Genomic DNA, 19317 nt, shown 5'->3' with positions numbered 1-19317 from the left:
TCAACGCTTGATTGCTGCGATCCGGGCCAGCATCTCGTCTGGCACCGGATGGTTGGGATAGGCGACGCGGAACTTGGTCCACTCGGCCAGCGCGTCGTCTTTCAGGTCGGCCTTGAGCATGGCGTCGATCACCGACAGCCAGTCGCGCGCCCGCTTGGCGTGCGCAGCTTCCTGATCCGCGCGTGGCGCGGCCGTGGCTTTCTTTGCCGCGGGTGCCGTACGGTTCGACGACACTACATTCCCTGAAATCCGTTCGGACGGTGGAGCCGCAGCCATTTTCAGTGCCGGAAGGTCCGCCGCAGTTTCCCGTTCTACCCGTGCTCTCGATTGTGCTACAGCATAGTCATCCACCACTCGCTGTTTCGCCTCAAAACCGGCTCTGGCCATGGCCTCGTCCGCAGCGGACGGCGGTTGGGCGGATTTGAACTGCTCCGGCGCGGCAGGTGGCGGCACTGGCGGCGCCGCTGCGATCACTGGCGGCGTTGATTGTGCTGACGGCGCACGGGCACTCGCCTCTGGCGAAGGTTGTTCCGCTGATGGTGCGGCGGCCATCGCCACCGGCGCTGCCGGTCGCGCTGCCGGCGCTTGTGGAAGTGCGACTGCTTGTGGTGGCGTGGGCGCCATTTCGGCAACCACCGCTGACGCTGGCTCCGGCGCCATCGCTGCGGCAGGCCGCTCCTGCTCGTCCGCCGCTGCCACCATTGCGTTCTCCGCCGGTGTCCCGCCACCCCGGTACAACTGGTGTCCCAGTACCCCGGCGAGCACGCCCGCCGCAATCCCGGCCGGTATGCGCCAGCGCCTGCCCAGGCCTGGCGCCAGCCGTGGCGACGCCTCGCCACCGGTGGCGTCATTGGCCGCGGCCGGACGCGCCTCTTGCGCCAGCCCGGCTTTCACATATCCGAGGATCGCCGCATTGAGCTTCGGGCTGGAAGCGGGCTGGGTCAACCCCTGCAGACGGCGCGACAGATCGTCTTCCCCACGCAGGAAGGCGTCGAACTCCTCGTCGCTCATGTCATCGTTGTTCACTCAGGCTCCCTTCGCGCAGTTTGCGCATCGCGTAGCGCAACCGGCTCTTGACCGTTTCCACCGGCGCTGCCACCACCGCGGCGATATCTTCAAGGCTCATGCCGCAAAACTGCTGCAGTACCAGCGCCTCTTTCTGCTCGCTCGGCAAACCGGCCAGTGCCAGGTGCAGGCTGTCGTGCTGCTGCTTCTGTTCCAGCGCGACGTCGGGCGAAACCACATCGTGCGCCGCATCGGCCAGCGAGTCAAATACGTCGCGGCCATCCGTGCCGCTGCCCAGTTCCGCAGCCAGCAGCGGTTGCTGCTGGCGCAGCAGGTCGAGCAGGCGATTGCGGGCGATCTGGTACAAATAGGTGCGAAACGCCGCCTGCGGCTCGTAGCGGCTGCGCGCATGATGCAGGTTGATCCAGCTGTCCTGCACGATCTCGTCGACCCAGTCCGCGCGCGGCGAACGCCAGGCGACGAAGCGGTACAGGCCCGCATGGTGACGGCGATAGAGCTCCTCGAAGGCGACCAGGTCGCCATCGCGGTAGCGCAGCATCAGCTGCTCGTCTTGTAGGGTGGCGGGCATGTGCGGCCATTGTATGGCCTGCCCTGTGAATACGCAATTGCCGCGGCGTGAAACGCCGCGGCAATACGAGGGTGGGATGCTTACTTGATGCCTACTTTGATGCTTACTGCCAGCCGCCGCCCAGGGAGCGGATCAGCGCTACGGTGGTCACGGCACGGTCGCCCCGCAGCTGGACCGCGTTACGTTCCACCGCGGCCAGGTTGCGCTGGGCGTCGAGCAGGTCCAGATAACTCGAACGGCCCGCCTGGTACAGCTTCTGCGCCAGGTCGGCCGAACGGCGTGCCGACACCACCGCCGCGTCGATTTGCTCCGTCTGGCCAGCCAGGATGCGCAGGCCGGCCAGGTTGTCCTCGACTTCGGCAAAGGCCACCAGCACGTTCTGGCGGTAGGTTGCGACCGATTCCTCCAGCACCGCTTCGCTGCGCGCGATATTGGCCTTGTTGCGGCCACCGTCGATGATCGGCATCGACAGCAGTGCGCCCAGTACCCACGAACGCGCACTCCAGTTGAACAGATTGCCGCCGCTGCCAGACTCGGTGCCCAAACCGCCGGTCAGGCTCAGGGACGGATACATCGCCGTTTTAGCTACGCCGATGCGGGCGTTCGCAGCGATCATCGCGCGCTGGGCGGCGGTGATGTCGGGACGGCGCTCAAGCAGCTTCGATGGCAGCCCGGCCGGAATGGCCGGCAGCAGCGCCGACTCCACCAGCGGGTTGACGTCGGCACTGAACATGGCCGCCGGTTTCCCCAGCAGCACCGCCAGCGCATGCTCGTACTGCACGCGCTGACGCTGCAAGCCGATCGCCTCGGCCTTCACCGTCGACAGTTCGGTCCTGGAGCGGGCCAGGTCGAATTCGCCGATGTCGCCATTGTCGTAACGGCTCTGGTTCACCTTCACGCTTTGCGTGCGCAGGTCCACCGTGCGCGCCAGGGTCGCCAGTTCGGCGTCCGTTTCGCGCAGCTTGAAGTAGGTCTGCGCCACATCGGCCTGCAAGGCCAGCAGCACCGACTTGTAGGTCGCCTCGGATGCCTCGGCATCGGCGCGCGAGGCGCTGACGTTGGCGGCCACGCGGCCGAACAGATCGAGCTCGTAGCTGGCCGTCAGCCTGGCCTGGTACACATTGCCGGGAGCGACCGCCGCATCGTCGGCCAGGCCGCGCGACACGCCGGAATTACGGCTGCGCTGCGCGCCCATGCCCGCCCCCACCTGCGGCGAACGGTCCGCCGCAGACAGGCCGGCCAGCGCCCTGGCCTGCTTCACCCGCGCCGCGGCCACCGCCAGACTGGCGTTGGCGTCGGCCGCTTCCTTGATCAGGGCGGTCAGGTTGGCGTCGTTAAACGCCAGCCACCACTCGCCGCGCGCCTGCCCTTCGGCCGGCTGGGCCACCTTCCAGCGGGTGCCGTCGGCCGCTTGCAGCGGTTCGGACGACTCCTTGAAGCTCGATGGCATGTCGAGCGCTGGCGCTTTCAGTTCCGGCACGCTGGAACAGGCTACCAGCAGCAGCGCCGCCAGCAGAGGCGCAATGCGCCTGGTGATGGTTCTCGTCATATCAGTCATTACACTGCTCCTTCCAGATGCGCAGGCACTGCCACGCTTGATTTCTTTTCCATCTTCTTGGCGAAGGTACGCAGCAGCACATAGAACACCGGCGTAAGGAATAGACCGAAGAAGGTCACGCCCAGCATGCCGCCGAATACCGCCACGCCCATCGCATGGCGCATCTCGGCGCCGGCGCCGCTCGAAAACACCAGCGGTACCACGCCCATGATGAACGCGATCGACGTCATCAGGATCGGACGCAGACGCAGGCGGCACGATTCCAGCGCCGCTTCGACGATGGTGCGGCCATGGTCTTCGAGTTCGCGGGCGAATTCGACGATCAGAATCGCATTCTTCGACGCCAGCCCGACCAGCACGAACAGCGCGATCTGGGTAAAGATGTTGTTGTCGCCACCGGTCAGCTTGACGCCAATGAGCGCGCACAGGATCGACATCGGCACGATCAGGATCACCGCCAGCGGCAGGGTCCAGCTTTCGTACTGGGCAGCGAGTACCAGGAACACCAGCAGTACGCACAGCGGGAATACCAGCACCATCGTGTTACCCGACAAAATCTCCTGGTAGGTCAGTTCGGTCCATTCGTACGACACGCCTTTCGGCAGCACTTCGGCAACGATCTTCTCGAGGGCAGCCTGCGCCTGGCCGGACGAGACGCCAGGAGCCGGGCCGCCGTTCAAGTCGGCCGACACGTAGGCGTTGTAGCGCTGCACGCGGTCAGGGCCATAGGTATCCTTGATGCGCATCAGCGACGACAGAGGAATCATCTCGCCCTTGTCGTTACGGACCTTGAGCTGGGCAATCTGGTCGGCATGCGAGCGGAACGGCGCATCGGCCTGCACCCGCACCTGGTAGGTACGGCCAAACTGGTTAAAGTCGTTCACGTACAGCGAGCCCAGATTGATCTGCAAGGTCTGGTAGATCGTCGTCAGCGGCACGCCAAGCTGCTTGGCCTTGACCTTGTCGACGTCCGCGAACAGCTGCGGCACGTTGATCTGGAAGCTGGAGAATATGCCAGCGAGCTGCGGGTCCTGCCAGGCTTTCATCTGCACCGCCTGCGTCGCCTTGTACAACTCGTCGTAGCCCACGTTGCCGCGGTCCTCGATCATCATCTTGAAGCCGCCGACCGTGCCAAGGCCATTGACCGGCGGTGGCGGGAACACCATGATGAAGGCGTCCTGGATGGCGCCCAGGCGTTTATTGACTTCCGCCGCGATTTCGGGACCGGACAGGCCCTTGCCGGTGCGCTCTTCGAACGACTTGAGCGTGACGAACACGATGCCGGCGTTAGGCGCATTGGTGAAGTCGTTGATCGACAGGCCTGGGAAGGCGATTGACGATTCCACGCCGGGAACCTTGGCCACGATGTCGGACATCTGGCGAATCACGGCATCGGTACGGTCCAGCGAGGCCGCATCGGGCAGCTGGGCGAAACCGACCAGGTACTGCTTGTCCTGGGCCGGCACGAAGCCGCTCGGCACCGCCTTGAACATGAACACGGCGGCCACGGCCAGCACGGCGTACACCATCAGCGAGATGCCCTTGCGTTTCAGGACGATATTCACGCCACCTTCATACTTGGTCGATGCGCGGCCGAAGAAGCGGTTGAACCAGGCGAAGAAACGGCCGAACAGCTTGTCCATCACGCGCGTCAGTCGATCTTTCGGCGCATGGTGCGGCTTGAGCAAGGCGGCGGCAAGTGCCGGCGACAGGGTCAGCGAGCTGAATGCCGAAATCACGGTCGAAATCGCGATCGTCAGCGCAAACTGGCGATAGAACTGGCCCGACAGGCCGGCCACGAACGCAATCGGCACGAACACGGCGCACAACACCAGGGCGATGGCGATGATCGGACCGCTCACCTCTTTCATCGCCTGCACAGTCGCGTCGCGCGGGGTCAAGCCGGCTGCGATATTGCGTTCCACGTTCTCCACCACGACGATGGCGTCATCGACCACGATACCGATGGCCAGCACAAGCCCGAACAGCGACAGCGTGTTGATCGAAAAGCCGAAGCCCAGCATCACCGCAAAGGTGCCGATGATCGATACCGGTACGGCCAGCAGCGGAATGATCGATGCGCGCCAGGTCTGCAGGAAGATGATCACGACCAGCACCACCAGCGCCACCGCTTCTAGCAGGGTATGGATCACCGATTTGATCGATGCGCGCACGAACTGGGTCGGATCGTATTCCACGCTGAAGTCGACGCCCTCGGGGAAGTCTTTCTTCAGTTCCGCCATCTTGGCGCGTACGTCGGACGACAGCTGCAGCGCATTGGCGCCCGGCGCTTCGAAAATACCGATGGCGGCGGCCGACTTGTTGTTCAGCAGAGCGCGCAGGGAGTAGGAATTCGATCCCAGTTCAAGCCGCGCCACATCCTTCAAGTGGGTAATGGCGCCGTCGGAACCGGTGCGCACGATGATGTCGCCGAATTCCTCGACCGAGGTCAAACGGCCCTGGGTGTTAACGGTCAGCTGGAACTCGGCGCCTTTCGACGGCGAGGCGCCGATCACGCCGGCGGCGACCTGCACGTTCTGCTCGCGCACCGCTGCCACCACGTCGGACGCGGTCATGCCGCGTGCCGCCACCTTCTGCGGGTCGAGCCAGATGCGCATGGCGTAGTCGCCCGCGCCGAACAGCTGGGTGTCGCCCATTCCCGGGATGCGGGCCAGCTGGTCTTTCACGTTCAGCACCGCGTAGTTGCGCAGGTAGACGTCGTCGTAGCGGCCCGTTGGCGAGACCAGGTGAACCACCATGGTCAGGTTGGGCGAGCTTTTCACGGCGGTCACGCCGATCTGGCGCACTTCCTCGGGCAGGCGCGGCAAGGCACGCTGGATCCGGTTCTGCACCTGCGACTCGGCCTGTTCGACGTCGGTGCCGACCTTGAACGTCACGGTCAGCATCAGCGAGCCGTCCGAGGTGTTCTGCGACGACATGTACAGCATGTTTTCGACGCCGTTGATCTGCTCTTCCAACGGCGCGGCGACGGTTTCGGCGATCACTTTCGGGTTCGCGCCAGGATACTGCGCACGCACCACCACCGATGGCGGCACCACGTCAGGGTATTCGGAGATCGGCAGTGCGAAGATCGACAGCAGGCCGGCCACGAATATGATGATCGACAGGACGGCCGCGAAAATCGGCCGGTCGATAAAGAATCGTGAAAAGTTCATGTGAATTATTCCTTGGTTTTAGCCGATGCGTCGGCGACCTTGAGCTCGGCCTTGACCTCGGCCTTGGCATCGGCGGCCTTCGGTTCCGCCGTCTTGGTATCGTCAGCCTTTGCTTGCGGCGTCTTGCTGTCCTGGTCCATCGCCACGATCTGGGCCGTCACCGGCGCGCCCGGCTGCACGCGCTGCAGGCCATTGACGACGATCTTCTCGCCCGGCTTGACGCCGCTGCGCACCACGCGCAGGCCGTCGATGGACGGGCCGAGCGTCACGGCGCGGTATTCGGCCTTGCTGTCGGCGCCGATCACGTAGACGAATTTGCGGTTCTGGTCGGTGCCGATGGCGCGGTCGCTGATCAGGACCGTCTTCGCTTGCGTGCTGTCGCTACCGCTCAATTGAACGCGTGCGAACAGGCCGGGAACGAGCGTGTTGTCGGTGTTGTCGAACATCGCGCGCATGCGAACGCTGCCGGTGGCCGAATCGAGGCGGTTGTCGACGAATTCGAGCTTGCCTTCGTGCGGGAAGCCGCTTTCGTTGGCCAGGCCGATCTTGACCGGCACCGTCGCGCCCTTCTGGGCCACGCGGCCGACGCGCAGGTAGGTATCTTCGTCGCCGTCGAAGGTGGCGTAGATCGGATTGCTCGACACGACCGAGGTCAGGATCACCGTGCCATCGACCAGGTTACCGGTGGTGACTTCGGCTTTCGAGACGCGCCCGCCGATCGGCGCGTGCACATTGGTGTAGCTCAGGTTCAGGCGCGCCGCTTCGAGCGAGGCCTGGGCCGCGCGCACGTTGGCGTCCAGTTCCTTCAGGCCCGAAGCCTTTTCGTCGAACTCGCGTTGCGCGATCGCCTTGTCGCCCAGCAGGCGCTCGGCGCGGGCCAGTTCGAGCTTGGCCAGGTCGGCGCGCGCGCGCGCCGAGCTGACGGCCGCTTCGGCGCGATTCGCTTCGGCCTGGTACGGACGCGGGTCGATCACGAACAGGATGTCGCCCTTCTTGACGACGCTGCCCGGCTTGAAGTTCACCGACGTGATGAAGCCATTGACGCGCGCACGGATGTCGACCCGGTCGACCGCTTCCAGGCGGCCCGAAAACTCCTGGGTCTCGTTGACCGAGCGTTCGATCACGGTGGCGGCGGTGATCGGCGGACCTGCTGGCGCTGCCGGCTGGGCCTTGCTGTTCGCATCTTCACAACCGGCCAGCGCCGCCAGCCCCGCCAGTGCCATCGCGGCGGCCAGCGGCCGGGCGAAGGTCATTAATCGATTAGTGGTTTTCATTTTTTTCCTCTTTAATATGAAAATATTTAATAAATCAGGCGGTAAGCTGGGCTACAGCGACCTGCTGCCTTGCGAACGGCGAAAAGGGTCCGTACGCTGCGGCGAGGGTCTCTCAGCGCAGCTGCACGGGATTAACTGGTGTGGTGTTACTGGTGACGCGCTATGTCAGGATGGGCTGGGCGGGGCGTCCAGGCCGTGTAAAAAATTACCGATTTCATGCAGCGCAACGGCCTTGCAGGCACATTCGTTGCGCGCGGCCGGGTCTTGCAGCGGCGCTGGCGCCATCCGCTTGACCGTGGTGGTGACGCCGCAGGTGGTCAGCTTGGCGCCGTATTGTTCAGCCTCGTCGCGTAATGGGTCGTCTTCGGCCGACAGGATCAGGGCCGGCGGCAGGTTCTTGAGCCGGCTCGATTGCAGCGGCGACGCATACGGGTGCGTGCGGTCGGCGGCATTGGGCAGGTAGCCGCGGTAGCTCGCGGCGCAGCTGTCGGCCACGCCGGCCTGGGTGGCGTCCTGCGGAATCTCGCGCATCGAGCAGGTCGACAGGCCCGGGTCGAGCATCGGCATGATCAGGATCTGGCCGGCCAGTGCCGGGCCGCCCCGGTCGCGCGCAATCAGCGTGCACACCGCGGCCAGATTGGCGCCTGCCTCGATCCCCGACACCACCAGGCGCTTGCCGCTCCATCCCAGCTTGGCCTTGTGCTTCTTGGCCCAGGCCAGCACCGCGTGCGCATCTTCGGCGGCGGCGGGAAACGGCCGCTCGGTCGCCAGGGTGTAGCACGATGCCAGCACCAGGTACTGGCTCGAGCAGCTGGCCAGGTGGCGCAGGAATTCGTCGGCGTCATCGAGGTCGCCGCCGACAAAGCCGCCGCTGTGGAAGAACACGATCAGGCCATCCTTCTTGGCGCCGGCGTCGCCGCCCGCATACAGACGCGCAGCCAGCGGGCCTTCGGCCCCCGCAACCTCCAGGTCGCGGATTTTCAGCTGCACCGGCGCGTCCACGGGATTCATTCCGCCACTCCCGCTTCTTCGTCGGCGCTGGCCATCAGCGCGCCGCCGAACAGGTCATGTGCGAGTGCGTCAAAACCGACGCTCTCGGCGCTCGCCGCCTGCGGAAACTGGTCGGTCAGGGCGGTACCGGTCAGCGTCAGCATCGCCATCGCGAGTGTCGCGACCATCATGATTGCTTTTTGATAACGCATAAAAAGTTCCCCTTTCCTTCCAGTTGTCCCTACATCCTTTGATGCAGTACGGTCACTTTAAACTTGTTCTACAATCTGATAAAGAGGGCAAGAGCGAATTGATTGTTCAGTATTCTGAACAATACGGAGGAATATGAATAAATTGCAAGCGATGGAGGTGTTCGTGCAGGTCGTCGACGCCGGGGGATTCACGCGCGCGGCGGAGAACATGCAGCTGCCCAAGGCCACCGTCTCGACCCTGGTGCAGGCGCTGGAACTGGCGCTCGAAGTCAAGTTGTTGCACCGCACAACGCGCCATGTGAGCGTGACCGCCGACGGCGCCGCCTACTACGAGCGCTGCCTGCGCATCCTGTCGGATGTGCGCGAAGCCGAGGAATCGCTCTCGCGCAACCGTGCCAATCCGAGCGGACGGCTGCGGGTGGATGTATCGAGCGGCATCGCCAACGACCTCCTGATTCCCGCGCTGTCCGACTTTTTCCATCGCTACCCGGACATCCGCGTCGACCTCGGATGCAGCGACCGTCCGGTCGACCTGATCGAAGAAGGCGTCGATTGCGCCATCCGCGGCGGCAACCTGCCCGATTCGGCCCTGATCGCGCGCCGCGTCGGCGTTCTGCATTTCGTCACCTGCGCCACGCCCGCGTACCTGAACCAGCATGGGCGCCCCACGCACCCGAACGACCTGGCCAGCCACCGCTGCATCAACTACTTTTCCACCAAGACCGGCAAGACCTACGACTGGGATTTCGCGCGCGGCGATGAAGTGATCAACATCGCGGCCCCGGCCTGCCTGGCCGTCAACGATTCGACCGCGTATATGAGAGCCGGCATGCAGGGACTGGGGCTGGTACAGATGTCGAGCTTCATGGCCGAATCGATGGTCGCCGCCGGCACGCTGGAAATCGTCCTCGCCGACTGGACCAGCACCCCGCTGCCGATCAACGTGGTGTACCCTCAGAACCGCCACCTGTCGGCCAAGGTGCGCGTGTTCGTCGAATGGGTCGCCGACCTGTTCCTCACCTATCCACAACTGCAACTGCAAAGGCTCTGACATGCATACGATCGTTTTTCTGGACCGCGACAGTCTCAAGGCGTACGTGCGCCCCCCCGCGTTCGGGCATGTGTGGCGCGAGCACGCCGCCACCGAAGCGGGCGACGTGGTGGAGCGACTGCGCGGCGCCACGATCGCCATCACCAACAAGGTACCGCTGAGGGCTGCCGACATCGCGCAGCTGCCGGACCTGAAAATGGTGGCCATTTCCGCCACCGGCACCAACAACGTCGATCTCGACGCCTGCCGCGCGCGCGGCATCGTGGTATCGAATATCCGCGACTACTCGCTGGTGTCGGTGCCGGAGCACTGTTTCAGCCTCATTCTTGCCCTGCGCCGCAATCTGAAGGCCTACGGCGCCGACGTGGATGCGGGGCACTGGCAAAGGTCGAGCCAGTTTTGCCTGCTTGGCCATCCGATAGCCGACCTGGCGGGCAGCCGGCTCGGCATCGTCGGCTACGGGGCGCTGGGCAAGAAGGTGGCGGCCATCGGGCGCGCCTTCGGCATGCGCGTCTGCGTGGTGTCGCGCTCCAAGGTGGACGACCGTGAGGTCGAGGTGGTCACGTTCGACGAACTGCTGCGCACCAGCGACGTGGTCAGCCTGCACCTGCCGCTGACCGCGCAGACGGCCAACATGATCGGGGCGGAGCAGCTGGCGCGCATGAAGCCTGGCGCCCTCCTGATCAACACGGCGCGCGGCGGCCTGGTGGACGAAGCGGCGCTGGCCAGCGCGCTGACCGGCGGCGTGCTCGGTGGCGCCGGTTTCGACGTATTGAGCACGGAGCCGCCATCGCCGGACAATCCGCTGCTGGCATTGCGGCTGCCGAATTTCATCCTGACGCCGCACGTGGCCTGGGCCAGCTCTGGAGCGATGCAGACCCTGGCCGATATGCTGATCGATAATGTGGAGGCGTTCGAGGCCGGCAAACCCCTCAACGTCGTATGACAATGACCTGAACCGGCGGGCCGGGTGCGCACCGCAAGCGCCCGGCTCGCGCCCGCGTCCATGCCAATGCCAATGCCCCGCGTCAGGATTGGGCCGCGCGCAGGAAACGGCCGATCAGGTTCAGGATGGCGGTCTCGTTGACGCCCGCCGTGCTATAAGGCAGGTTCAGTTCCGATGCCGTAGCGATGGCCATGTTCAATTGCGGCACGAGCAGCGCAAACTGTCCGCCATAACCCCAGGCCAGGTTCACACTGAGACCTTCGATGGTTCCCGTCCACCACAGATTGCTGTAGCCGATCTTCTTCAACGCCCCCAAATCGCCCAGTCCCTTCACATGCGGCGTGAAGCTGTCGGTCAACCAGGCTGCCGGAACCACCGTGCTGCCCTTCCATTGCCCGCCTTGCAAGGCCATCCACGCCAGTTTCATCAGGTCCCGGGTGCGCAGCTGCAGGCCGAACGAGCCATGCACCATGCCGCTGGCATCGCGCGACCAGGCCGACCTTTCGATGCCGAGGGGTTGGAACAATTTGCTGGTCGCGAGCGCAAGCGCGTCAACGCCGTTAGCGTTGCGCAAAATGGGCGACATCAGATGCGAGGAGGCGGTGGTGTAATTCCACACCTTGCCCGCTCCCTTGCCATCGGAAGGCAGTCCAAGCGCAAACGCCGTCATGTCCGGAGCGCCCGTGGCATCGAGCTGGCGCGTCGCTTCGTCCCATTGCTGCCCGCCGCACATGTCGAGAAGCTGCTGCAGGGTGATCCCGGCGGCATACGCATTCGGCGTCGTGGCCAGCTCCTTCGGCAGCAGCTTGCCCAGCGTGTCCGCAGTGCTGGCGATCATGCCGGCGGCAAGCGTCTGGCCAATCAGCATGCTGCTGACCGACTTGCTAACTGAAGCGACGCTGCGCAGATCCGACGACTTGCCGCCGTTGTAGTATCGCTCGCCGATCAATTGTCCATTGCGCACGACCAGCATGCCATACAAAAAGGTGTGGGCGGCGCCTTCATCGAGCAGCGTTTGCATGGCGGCAGCGGGAATGCCCTGGCTCGCTGGCGTGGAAAGCGGCCAGTCGTCATCGGCGATATTGGTCGCAATCGGCAGCTCGAGCCCTCTGTGCGTTGCGCTGTTCGGGCCCGGATTGTCGCCCCCGCCGCATCCACCCAGCCAAGGTCCGAGTAACGCCAATCCAAGCAGTTCACGTCGAGTAAGCAAGTTATGTCTCCGTCATATTGTTATCAACTTATTATGCATGAGGAAGCGGCCGCCTGTCGGTATATTTACATCGCAGCTTGTCGGGGATTGGCCGACGCCGGCAAGGATGTGCGGCGTGCGCCAATGACAGCGTTCAGAAGGTTCCGGGCAGCAGAATGCGCTGGTCGACGTCGTTCACGTCGCGCAAGCCGCAAAACGCCATCGTCAGATCGAGTTCGTTACGGATGATCTCCAGGCACCTGGTCACGCCCTGCTCGCCCATCGCTCCCAGGCCGTACAGGAACGGCCGACCGATATAGACGCCCTTGGCGCCGAGTGCCAGCGCCCGGATCACGTCCTGCCCCGAGCGCACGCCGCCATCCATGTGCACCTCGATGCGCTTGCCCACCGCCTCCACGATGGCCGGCAGCGCGCCGATGCTCGACTGGGCGCCATCGAGCTGTCGTCCGCCGTGGTTCGACACGATCAGCGCGTCGGCCCCGGAGTCAAGCGCCAGGCGCGCATCCTCGGCATCCATGATGCCCTTGATGATCAGCTTTCCGCCCCAGCGCTGCTTGATCCATTCCACGTCGGCCCAGGACAGCGCCGGGTCGAACTGCTGCGAGGTCCACGCCGACAATGACGACATGTCCGTCACGTCGCTGGCATGGCCGACGATATTGCCGAAGCCGCGCCGCGGCGTGCGCAGGATGCGCATGCACCAGCGCGGCTTGGTCATCAGGTTCACGATGTTCGCCAGCGTCATTTTCGGTGGTGCCGTCATGCCGTTGCGGATATCCTTGTGGCGCTGGCCCAGCACCTGCAAGTCGAGCGTGAGCACCAGCGCCGAACAGCGCGCCGCCTTGGCGCGGTCGATCAGGCGGTTGATGAATTCGCGGTCCTTCATCACGTACAGCTGGAACCAGAACGGTTTGGTGGTATGGGCCGCCACATCCTCGATCGAACAGATGCTCATCGTCGACAAGGTGAACGGCACGCCGAAGCGTTCGGCGGCGCGCGCGGCCAGGATTTCGCCATCCGCATGCTGCATGCCGGTCAGGCCGGTGGGTGCCAGCGCCACCGGCATCGCCACCTCCTGCCCCACCATCGTGGTGCGCGTGGTGCGGTCGACCAGGTTGACCGCCACCCGCTGGCGGAATTTGATCTTCGCAAAATCGTCGCTGTTGGCGCGGTAGGTCGATTCGGTCCACGAACCGGCGTCGGCATAGTCGTAAAACATGCGCGGCACGCGCTTGCGTGCCAGTACCCGCAAATCTTCAATCGTCGTGATGATGGTCATGCAATCCTTGTCGTATGGGCGGTGTGGTTTTTAACAGCGCCACTTCAAATGGGCAATTGTGCGCAACGCTCTGGAGCGAGCAGATTGACGACGGCGATGCGGCGCACTGTAAAATGCTTGCCAGATACTCAATAGTACATCGGACACGATGCCTTACCTCACATTGGCGGACACACGCCGTCTGCCCACTCCGGATTCCCGATGACCCCATCCTGGCAATATCTCTCCCGCGCTTTAGCATGTGCCGTCGTGCTGCTGGCGTCCATGCAGTCGGCGTACGCGGAATGCCCGATAATCAAGCGCGTGCGGCCGACGAATTTTGTCTCTGACGAGGTGCGGGCGCTTTTTGACAAAAAAGACTATAAAAAACTGGACGCCTTGTACGCCAGATATCTGAAAGAAAAGTCGAGGACTGACGATAGCGTCTCCACGCTGCAGGCGTATTTCCATGGCATTGCGCAGTCGTTTGATGGCTGTGGTACAGCATCCGAAACGGACAACAAAGCACTGGCCCAAGAGGCCTCGTTGCGCGCATGGAGCAAGGCGTCGCCCAAGTCGCCCGCGCCCAGACTGGCGTTGGCGTTCTTCACCTCCAGCCACGGCTGGCATGCGCGGGGAGACGGTTACGTATCCACAGTGAGCCCGGAGGCGTGGAAACTGTTCAATCTGCGGAACGCATCGGCCAAGGCTCAGCTCGATGCTCTGGCCCCGGCCCACAAGACCAACCCGGCTTGGTATGCGGGCATGCTGAGCGTTGGCATGGCGCAGGGAGCGACGGGGCAAACGATCGACGCACTGTACGACAAGGGGGTCGCCCTCGATCCCTACTATATGGATCTGCATTTTAACAAAGCGAACTACTACGCGAAAATGTGGTACGGATCCAGGGAGGAGTTCAGCGACGTCGTCGAGCGCGCGGTCGAACTGACCAGGGAACGGCTCGGACAAACCATGTACACTCGCCTGCACTGGTCGTACTCGCGATCGTCGGCCATGTTCACATCCGGCGAGGTCAGCTGGCCCAGAATGAAGACCGGGTTCGAGGATATCCTGGCCACCTTCCCTGAAAATCGCACAAGAAACTATCTCGGCACGTTCGCCTGCCTCGCCAAGGATGCGAAGTACCTCAAGCAGCAGCTCGACGTGCTGGGCGACGACGTCGATCCGAGGTTCTGGGGAACCAAGCGCAACTACGCCTATTGCAAGGCCCTGGCCAAACACAGCGACACCGGGAAGCTGCCAAGCTGCTTCGTGCATGCAGAAACCGGCTACGTGGAGTGCGATTGAGCGCGGCCCGCCTGCCTTCGCGGGTCCCTTGGACAGAACTATAGCGGCGCCACGCGCAGCGGCAGGTCGATGAAGAAGGTCGTGCCGCGCTCCGCGCTGCTCTCGACGCGGATGCTCCCCTCCAGCAGCGACGTGACGATGTTGTAGGTGATATTCAAACCCAGTCCCGAGCCGCCCTGCCCCATCTTGGTCGTAAAAAACGGATCGAAGATGCGCGCCTGGTGTTCGGCCGGGATGCCCACGCCGTCGTCATGGAAGGTCACCAGTACCCGCTCCGTGCCCTGCCGCGTGGCCGTCACCGTCATCGCCCCGCCGCTGCGGCCCTCGAACGCATGCAGCATCGCGTTATTAATCAGGTTGATCATCACCTGTCCGAACGGTCCCGGATAGCTCTCCATCTCGATGTCCGGCTCCAGCTCCAGCTCCAGCGTGTGGCCGGCCTTGCGCACCTGGTTCATCATGGTGGCGACGATTTCGTGCGTCGCCTGCTCCAGATGAAAGCGGCGCCGCTTCGCACTGGCCTGGTCCACCGCCACCTGCTTGAAGCTGTTGAGCAGGTCGGCCGCGTTGAACAGGCTGCGCATGATCAGCTCCGCCGCCTCCTGCGACGCATCGATGAATACCTTCAGTTCGGAGCGGCGGATGCTGGCGCCGTCGAACTTCTGCGCGATCTCTGTGGTCTTCTCCTGCAGCGTGCTGGCCATCAGCAGGCTGTTGCCGATCGGGGTGTTCAGTTCATGCGCCACGCCGGCCACCAGCGAACCGAGCGCCGCCAGCTTTTCCTGCGATACCAGCTGCGTTTGCGCATCCTGCAGCTGGCGATAGGCGTCGGCGTTATCGAAGGCCACGCCGACATACGAGGCGAGCGTGCGCAGCATGTCGAGGTGAATGCGCTCGTAGGCATTCTCGACGTAGCTGTGCACCGACACCACGCCCAGCATGCGGCCATTGACCGCGATCGGCACGTACAGCAGCGAGCGCGGTGGCGTCGGCAGCGAGCCGTCTTCGAGCGTGCCCAGATTGTCTTCGCTGGACGTGAGCGACAGGTCGGTGATGTAGTTGCCGTACTCCTTTTCCAGGTCATTGATGAACACATCGCGCTCGTTCACGATGCACCACACCGCAAGCTGGTTCGGATTGTCCATGCTGCGCGAATACGGCGCATAGCGCTTGCCACCCTCGATCGCAAACGGATAATCGATGCTGGCGCGCTCGGGACGATACAGGCCGATGCCGAACACGCTCGCATCCATCAACTCATTGACGTGCGCGTACAGCATCAGCATGATCGATTCGCTATCGAGTTTGGCGGTCAGCTTGCGCCCGATCTCGCTCAGGAGCGCGATGTTACGGTGCGCGTGTTCGACTTCCACCTTCTGGCGTTCGACCGAGTCCTTCTGCAGCTGCAATTCGGCGGTGCGGGTACCGACCTGGCGTTCGAGAAGGAATTTTTGCTGCACCAGCGCGCGCACCCGCACACGCATCAGCGCATAACCCAGGCCTAGCCCCAGCAGCGCCAGTATCATGCGGAACCACCACGTTTTCCAGGCCGGCGGCGTGATGGTGATCGCCAGCGCGGTGGGCGCCTCGCTCCATACGCCGTCCTTGTTGCTGGCCCGGACGCGGAACACGTACTGCCCCGGATCGAGATTGGTATAGGTGGCAAAGCGCTTGCCGGCGTCGGTGCTGACCCAGCCCTGGTCGAAGCCTTCGAGCTGGTAAAGGTAGCGGTTGCGCTGGGGATCGGCAAAATGCAGGGCCGCGAATTCCAGCGACAGCACCGTGTCGCGGTGCGACAGCGTGATCGATTTCGCATCCTCGATCGGGCCGTCGAAGGTGATGCCATCGAGCTTCTGGCCCGCGCGCAGGGGGCGGTTGAAGATCAGGAAGTCGGTGATCACTACCGCCGGCGGGTACGGGTTTTCGCGGATCGCCTCGGGCCGGAACGAGGTCAGGCCGTTGATGCCGCCGAAGTGCAGGCTGCCGTCGCCCAGGCGCGCGGCCGCGCCGACAAAGTACGAGCCATCGGTCAGGCCGTCCTTGGAGGTGTAGCGCTTGACCTGCCCGTTGGACGGGTCGAGGCGCGCCAGGCCGGCGGTGCTGCTGACCCACAGCATGCCCGCATCGTCTTCCAGGATGGCGCCGATCGGATCGGAAGCGGCGGCGCCATTGAGCGCAAAGAAGCGAAAGCGAACCTGCCCGTCCGCACCGGTTTCGACCCGGTGCAGGCCGCCCGCCGTGCCGACCCAGAGCTGCCCCTTGCGCGACTCGAACAGATAATAGATGCGGCTATGGCGCAGGCTGGCCGGATCGGCCGGGTTATAGCGGTAATGAGTAAAGCGGCTGGTGGCCCGGTCCAGCCGTTCGAGGCCGTTGTCGGTGCCGATCCAGATGAAGCCCTGGCGGTCTTCGAGCATCGCGAAGCCGTGGTTCTCGCCCAGGCTGTGCGGGTTGTCCGGATCGTGGTGCCAGCCGCTCCGGCTGCCGCTGGCCGGATCGTAGCGCAGCACGCCGCCGCGCGTGAGCACCCACAGCATGCCGGCGCGGTCGATCATCAGGCGCTGGATGTAGGACGTGGTGGCGTCCACCCCAATCGGCAGCGGCGTGGAGCGCCCGCTTTGCTTGTCGATCCACGACAAGCCGCTGGGCGTGCCGACCCACACGCGATCGGGCGCCACCGCCAGCGCGGTCACCAGCTGGCCGGGCAGCAGCCGCGTGACCGTCGCGCTGGCCACGTCCAGCCGGTTGACGCCGCCGCCGGTCGTGCCCAGCCACAGCGTGTCCTTGCCGTCGGCCGCAATGGTGCGGATCTTGTTCGAACTGAGGCTGGCGGGATCGTCCGCGATATGCGCAAGCCGGTTGAAGCCGCCGCTGGCGATATCGACCCGGTTGACGCCACCGAACCAGCTGCCGACCCACAAGGTGCCGCTGCGGTCGAGGAAGCTGGCCGCGATCCGGTTATCCGACAGCGAATGACGGTCCAGCGGCTGGTGGCGGTAGCTGACAAACCTGTCGCTGGCGGTATCGCGCCACAGCAGGCCATCGAGTTCGGTGCCGACCCACAGGCCGCCCTTGGGATCGTGATACAGCGATACCACGCGCACCGCGCCGACGCCGTCGTCCTTGCCGATCTGGCGCCGTGACGGCGCCGCCCCGCCCAGCCGCCACGCGTGCAGACCGGCGCCGGTGCCGATCCATAAGGTGCGGTTCGGTCCGAGCGAGAGCGACAGCACCTGGTTGCGCGCGGCCTCCTGCGGCGCGGCGAGGGTAAAGCGCTCGAACCGCCGCGCGCCTGGCGCGAGCCGGTCCAGGCCCCGCGCGGTGCCGACCCACAGGCTGCCATCGGTATCGCGCGCCAGGGAGTTGACCCGGTCGTCGCTCAGGCTGGCCGCGTCGGCCGGATCGTGGCGCGTGGTGGCAAAGCGGCCGGTGGCCGGGTCGAAGTGTTTGAGCCCTTCGCCGGTGGCCAGCCACAGGCCGCCGCGCCCGTCGCTGACGATGGCCGACACCGCGCGGTTGTTCAAGCCGGCCGGCTCACTGCCGGCGCTGGCGTAGCGGACGAATTTCTGCATGCTGCGCTCGTAGCGGATCAGGCCACCCTTGGTACCGAACCAGAGGCGCCCCTTGTCATCCTCGAAGGACGCGGAGATGTAGTTGTCGGCGATGCTGCCAGCATCGGCCGGGTCGTTCTTGAAGACGGTCATGCGGTAGCCGTCATAGCGGTTCAGGCCCGCCTGGGTGCCGAACCACATGAAGCCCTGGCGGTCCTGCAGGATGCTTTGCACCGATTCCTGCGACAAACCCTGTTCGAGCCCGATATGCTCGAAGCGCAGGCTGCGCACCGGCGACGCGAGCGCCGCGCCCATGCACGCCCCCCCCAGCACCCAGGCCAGGGCCAGCCGGGACAGCATCGCGTTCGGGCGGGTGGTGAATTGGAGCTTCATTCGGGCGTTCCACGCAGCAATAGGAGTAATCTAACAGATGCCCGGCCGGGGATGACAATTACTTGCTGTTGTCCTCTTTCTGTTTCCCCTCTGGACAAACAACGCAGGCGCCCCTACAATAGCGCCTTCTTCGGAAATACAAGCGATCTGAAGAGTGGTAGAAGCGCCAGGAAAGAACGAGCCAGCAAATCAAGGTTCCGAAAACAGGGTGAAGCTGCTATAATATTTGCTTACGCGGCTGTAGCTCAGCTGGATAGAGTACTTGGCTACGAACCAAGGGGTCGTGGGTTCAATTCCTGCCAGCCGCACCAAAATTCGTCATGATGAAGGGCCTGTAAAGAAATTTGCAGGCCCTTTTTCTGTGTGGAGCTTTTTTATTTGGCCCCATCCAGCAATATCCTCTGGAAGATTTGGCAAATCAAAAATGCGCTGCTATAATATTCGCTTGCGCGGCTGTAGCTCAGCTGGATAGAGTACTTGGCTACGAACCAAGGGGTCGTGGGTTCAATTCCTGCCAGCCGCACCAAAATTCGTATGACGAAGGGCCTGTATAGAAATTTACAGGCCCTTTTTCTTTGAGGCGCCATTTTTTTATTCGGCTGTTTCCTGCAACCTTCTCAGGAAGATTTGGTAATTTCAAAATCGGCTGCTATAATCTTTGCTTCTGCGGCTGTAGCTCAGCTGGATAGAGTACTTGGCTACGAACCAAGGGGTCGTGGGTTCAATTCCTGCCAGCCGCACCAGAAATTCGTAAGGACGAAGGGTCCGGGGAGAAATCCCCGGGCCCTTTTTCTTT

The 19317-nt window shown here is 63.8% G+C and carries 13 protein-coding genes and 3 tRNA genes; 6 read left to right on the top strand and 10 right to left on the bottom strand.

Going from position 1 to position 19317, the window contains the following annotated elements; genetic code table 11:
- The 7 genes from RBA40_RS24520 to RBA40_RS24490 form a co-directional block, all read right to left on the bottom strand.
- The gene (locus tag RBA40_RS24520; protein ID WP_306650713.1) at positions 1-1026 is read right to left on the bottom strand and encodes a hypothetical protein; all 1026 of its coding nucleotides are present in this window, start codon (positions 1024-1026) and stop codon (positions 1-3) included.
- Positions 1013-1594, bottom strand: a complete 582-nt coding sequence (locus RBA40_RS24515) for a sigma-70 family RNA polymerase sigma factor (RefSeq protein ID WP_306650712.1) — start codon at positions 1592-1594, stop codon at positions 1013-1015. Before RBA40_RS24515 ends, RBA40_RS24520 begins: the two co-directional genes overlap by 14 nt.
- Before the next feature lie 103 nt (positions 1595-1697).
- Positions 1698-3143, bottom strand: coding sequence for an efflux transporter outer membrane subunit (locus RBA40_RS24510; RefSeq protein ID WP_306650825.1), 1446 nt, complete (start codon positions 3141-3143; stop codon positions 1698-1700).
- An 8-nt stretch (positions 3144-3151) separates the two neighbouring features.
- On the bottom strand, positions 3152-6328 hold the full coding sequence (locus tag RBA40_RS24505) for an efflux RND transporter permease subunit (protein ID WP_306650711.1): 3177 nt from the start codon (positions 6326-6328) through the stop codon (positions 3152-3154).
- Positions 6329-6333: 5 nt separating this feature from the next.
- On the bottom strand, positions 6334-7602 hold the full coding sequence (locus RBA40_RS24500) for an efflux RND transporter periplasmic adaptor subunit (RefSeq protein WP_306650710.1): 1269 nt from the start codon (positions 7600-7602) through the stop codon (positions 6334-6336).
- A gap of 165 nt (positions 7603-7767) precedes the next feature.
- Positions 7768-8613 (bottom strand): alpha/beta hydrolase, encoded by an 846-nt coding sequence (locus RBA40_RS24495; protein ID WP_306650709.1) that lies wholly within the window; start codon positions 8611-8613, stop codon positions 7768-7770.
- On the bottom strand, positions 8610-8804 hold the full coding sequence (locus RBA40_RS24490) for a hypothetical protein (protein ID WP_099878658.1): 195 nt from the start codon (positions 8802-8804) through the stop codon (positions 8610-8612). Before RBA40_RS24490 ends, RBA40_RS24495 begins: the two co-directional genes overlap by 4 nt.
- A gap of 133 nt (positions 8805-8937) precedes the next feature.
- Here RBA40_RS24490 and RBA40_RS24485 point away from each other — a divergent pair, with 133 nt between their 5' ends.
- Together RBA40_RS24485 and RBA40_RS24480 are read left to right on the top strand one after the other, a co-directional pair.
- Positions 8938-9855, top strand: a complete 918-nt coding sequence (locus tag RBA40_RS24485) for a LysR family transcriptional regulator (RefSeq protein ID WP_099878656.1) — start codon at positions 8938-8940, stop codon at positions 9853-9855.
- A gap of 1 nt (position 9856) precedes the next feature.
- Entirely contained in the window at positions 9857-10801 is a 945-nt protein-coding gene (locus RBA40_RS24480) for a D-2-hydroxyacid dehydrogenase (protein ID WP_306650707.1), read from the top strand.
- An 82-nt stretch (positions 10802-10883) separates the two neighbouring features.
- Here RBA40_RS24480 and RBA40_RS24475 read toward each other — a convergent pair whose 3' ends face one another.
- Both RBA40_RS24475 and RBA40_RS24470 read right to left on the bottom strand, forming a co-directional pair.
- The gene (locus tag RBA40_RS24475) at positions 10884-12011 is read right to left on the bottom strand and encodes a serine hydrolase domain-containing protein (RefSeq protein WP_306650706.1); all 1128 of its coding nucleotides are present in this window, start codon (positions 12009-12011) and stop codon (positions 10884-10886) included.
- Positions 12012-12144: 133 nt separating this feature from the next.
- Positions 12145-13290 carry an alpha-hydroxy acid oxidase gene (locus RBA40_RS24470; RefSeq protein ID WP_306650705.1) on the bottom strand — a complete coding sequence of 382 codons (1146 nt, stop codon included), beginning with the start codon at positions 13288-13290 and terminating at the stop codon, positions 12145-12147.
- 201 nt (positions 13291-13491) lie between these two features.
- Here RBA40_RS24470 and RBA40_RS24465 point away from each other — a divergent pair, with 201 nt between their 5' ends.
- Complete coding sequence (locus RBA40_RS24465) at positions 13492-14577, top strand: DUF4034 domain-containing protein (protein WP_306650703.1); 1086 nt, start codon at positions 13492-13494, stop codon at positions 14575-14577.
- A gap of 38 nt (positions 14578-14615) precedes the next feature.
- Here RBA40_RS24465 and RBA40_RS24460 read toward each other — a convergent pair whose 3' ends face one another.
- The gene (locus RBA40_RS24460) at positions 14616-18521 is read right to left on the bottom strand and encodes a two-component regulator propeller domain-containing protein (RefSeq protein WP_306650701.1); all 3906 of its coding nucleotides are present in this window, start codon (positions 18519-18521) and stop codon (positions 14616-14618) included.
- Between the two features lie 234 nt (positions 18522-18755).
- Between RBA40_RS24460 and RBA40_RS24455 the strand changes: the two genes are divergently transcribed.
- The 3 genes from RBA40_RS24455 (at position 18756) to RBA40_RS24445 (ending at position 19264) form a co-directional block, all read left to right on the top strand.
- Positions 18756-18832: transfer RNA gene (locus RBA40_RS24455), tRNA-Arg, on the top strand.
- Positions 18833-18970: 138 nt separating this feature from the next.
- Positions 18971-19047 (top strand) — tRNA-Arg (locus RBA40_RS24450).
- Positions 19048-19187: 140 nt separating this feature from the next.
- Positions 19188-19264, top strand: a tRNA-Arg gene (locus tag RBA40_RS24445).
- Positions 19265-19317: the final 53 nt, after the last annotated feature.

The organism is Massilia pseudoviolaceinigra, from assembly GCF_030846505.1.
GTDB lineage: Bacteria > Pseudomonadota > Gammaproteobacteria > Burkholderiales > Burkholderiaceae_D > Telluria_A > Telluria_A violaceinigra.
This window is presented reverse-complemented; position numbering and strand designations above follow the sequence as displayed.

Bases quoted from the DNA above. Each gene is read 5' to 3' on its own strand.
- RBA40_RS24515 (WP_306650712.1), bottom strand. From the start codon at position 1,594: ATGCCCGCCACCCTACAAGACGAGCAGCTGATGCTGCGCTACCGCGAT.
- RBA40_RS24510 (WP_306650825.1), bottom strand. From the start codon at position 3,143: ATGACGAGAACCATCACCAGGCGCATTGCGCCTCTGCTGGCGGCGCTG.
- RBA40_RS24505 (WP_306650711.1), bottom strand. From the start codon at position 6,328: ATGAACTTTTCACGATTCTTTATCGACCGGCCGATTTTCGCGGCCGTC.
- RBA40_RS24500 (WP_306650710.1), bottom strand. From the start codon at position 7,602: ATGAAAACCACTAATCGATTAATGACCTTCGCCCGGCCGCTGGCCGCC.
- RBA40_RS24495 (WP_306650709.1), bottom strand. From the start codon at position 8,613: ATGAATCCCGTGGACGCGCCGGTGCAGCTGAAAATCCGCGACCTGGAG.
- RBA40_RS24490 (WP_099878658.1), bottom strand. From the start codon at position 8,804: ATGCGTTATCAAAAAGCAATCATGATGGTCGCGACACTCGCGATGGCG.
- RBA40_RS24485 (WP_099878656.1), top strand. From the start codon at position 8,938: ATGAATAAATTGCAAGCGATGGAGGTGTTCGTGCAGGTCGTCGACGCC.
- RBA40_RS24480 (WP_306650707.1), top strand. From the start codon at position 9,857: ATGCATACGATCGTTTTTCTGGACCGCGACAGTCTCAAGGCGTACGTG.
- RBA40_RS24470 (WP_306650705.1), bottom strand. From the start codon at position 13,290: ATGACCATCATCACGACGATTGAAGATTTGCGGGTACTGGCACGCAAG.
- RBA40_RS24465 (WP_306650703.1), top strand. From the start codon at position 13,492: ATGACCCCATCCTGGCAATATCTCTCCCGCGCTTTAGCATGTGCCGTC.
- RBA40_RS24460 (WP_306650701.1), bottom strand. From the start codon at position 18,521: ATGAAGCTCCAATTCACCACCCGCCCGAACGCGATGCTGTCCCGGCTG.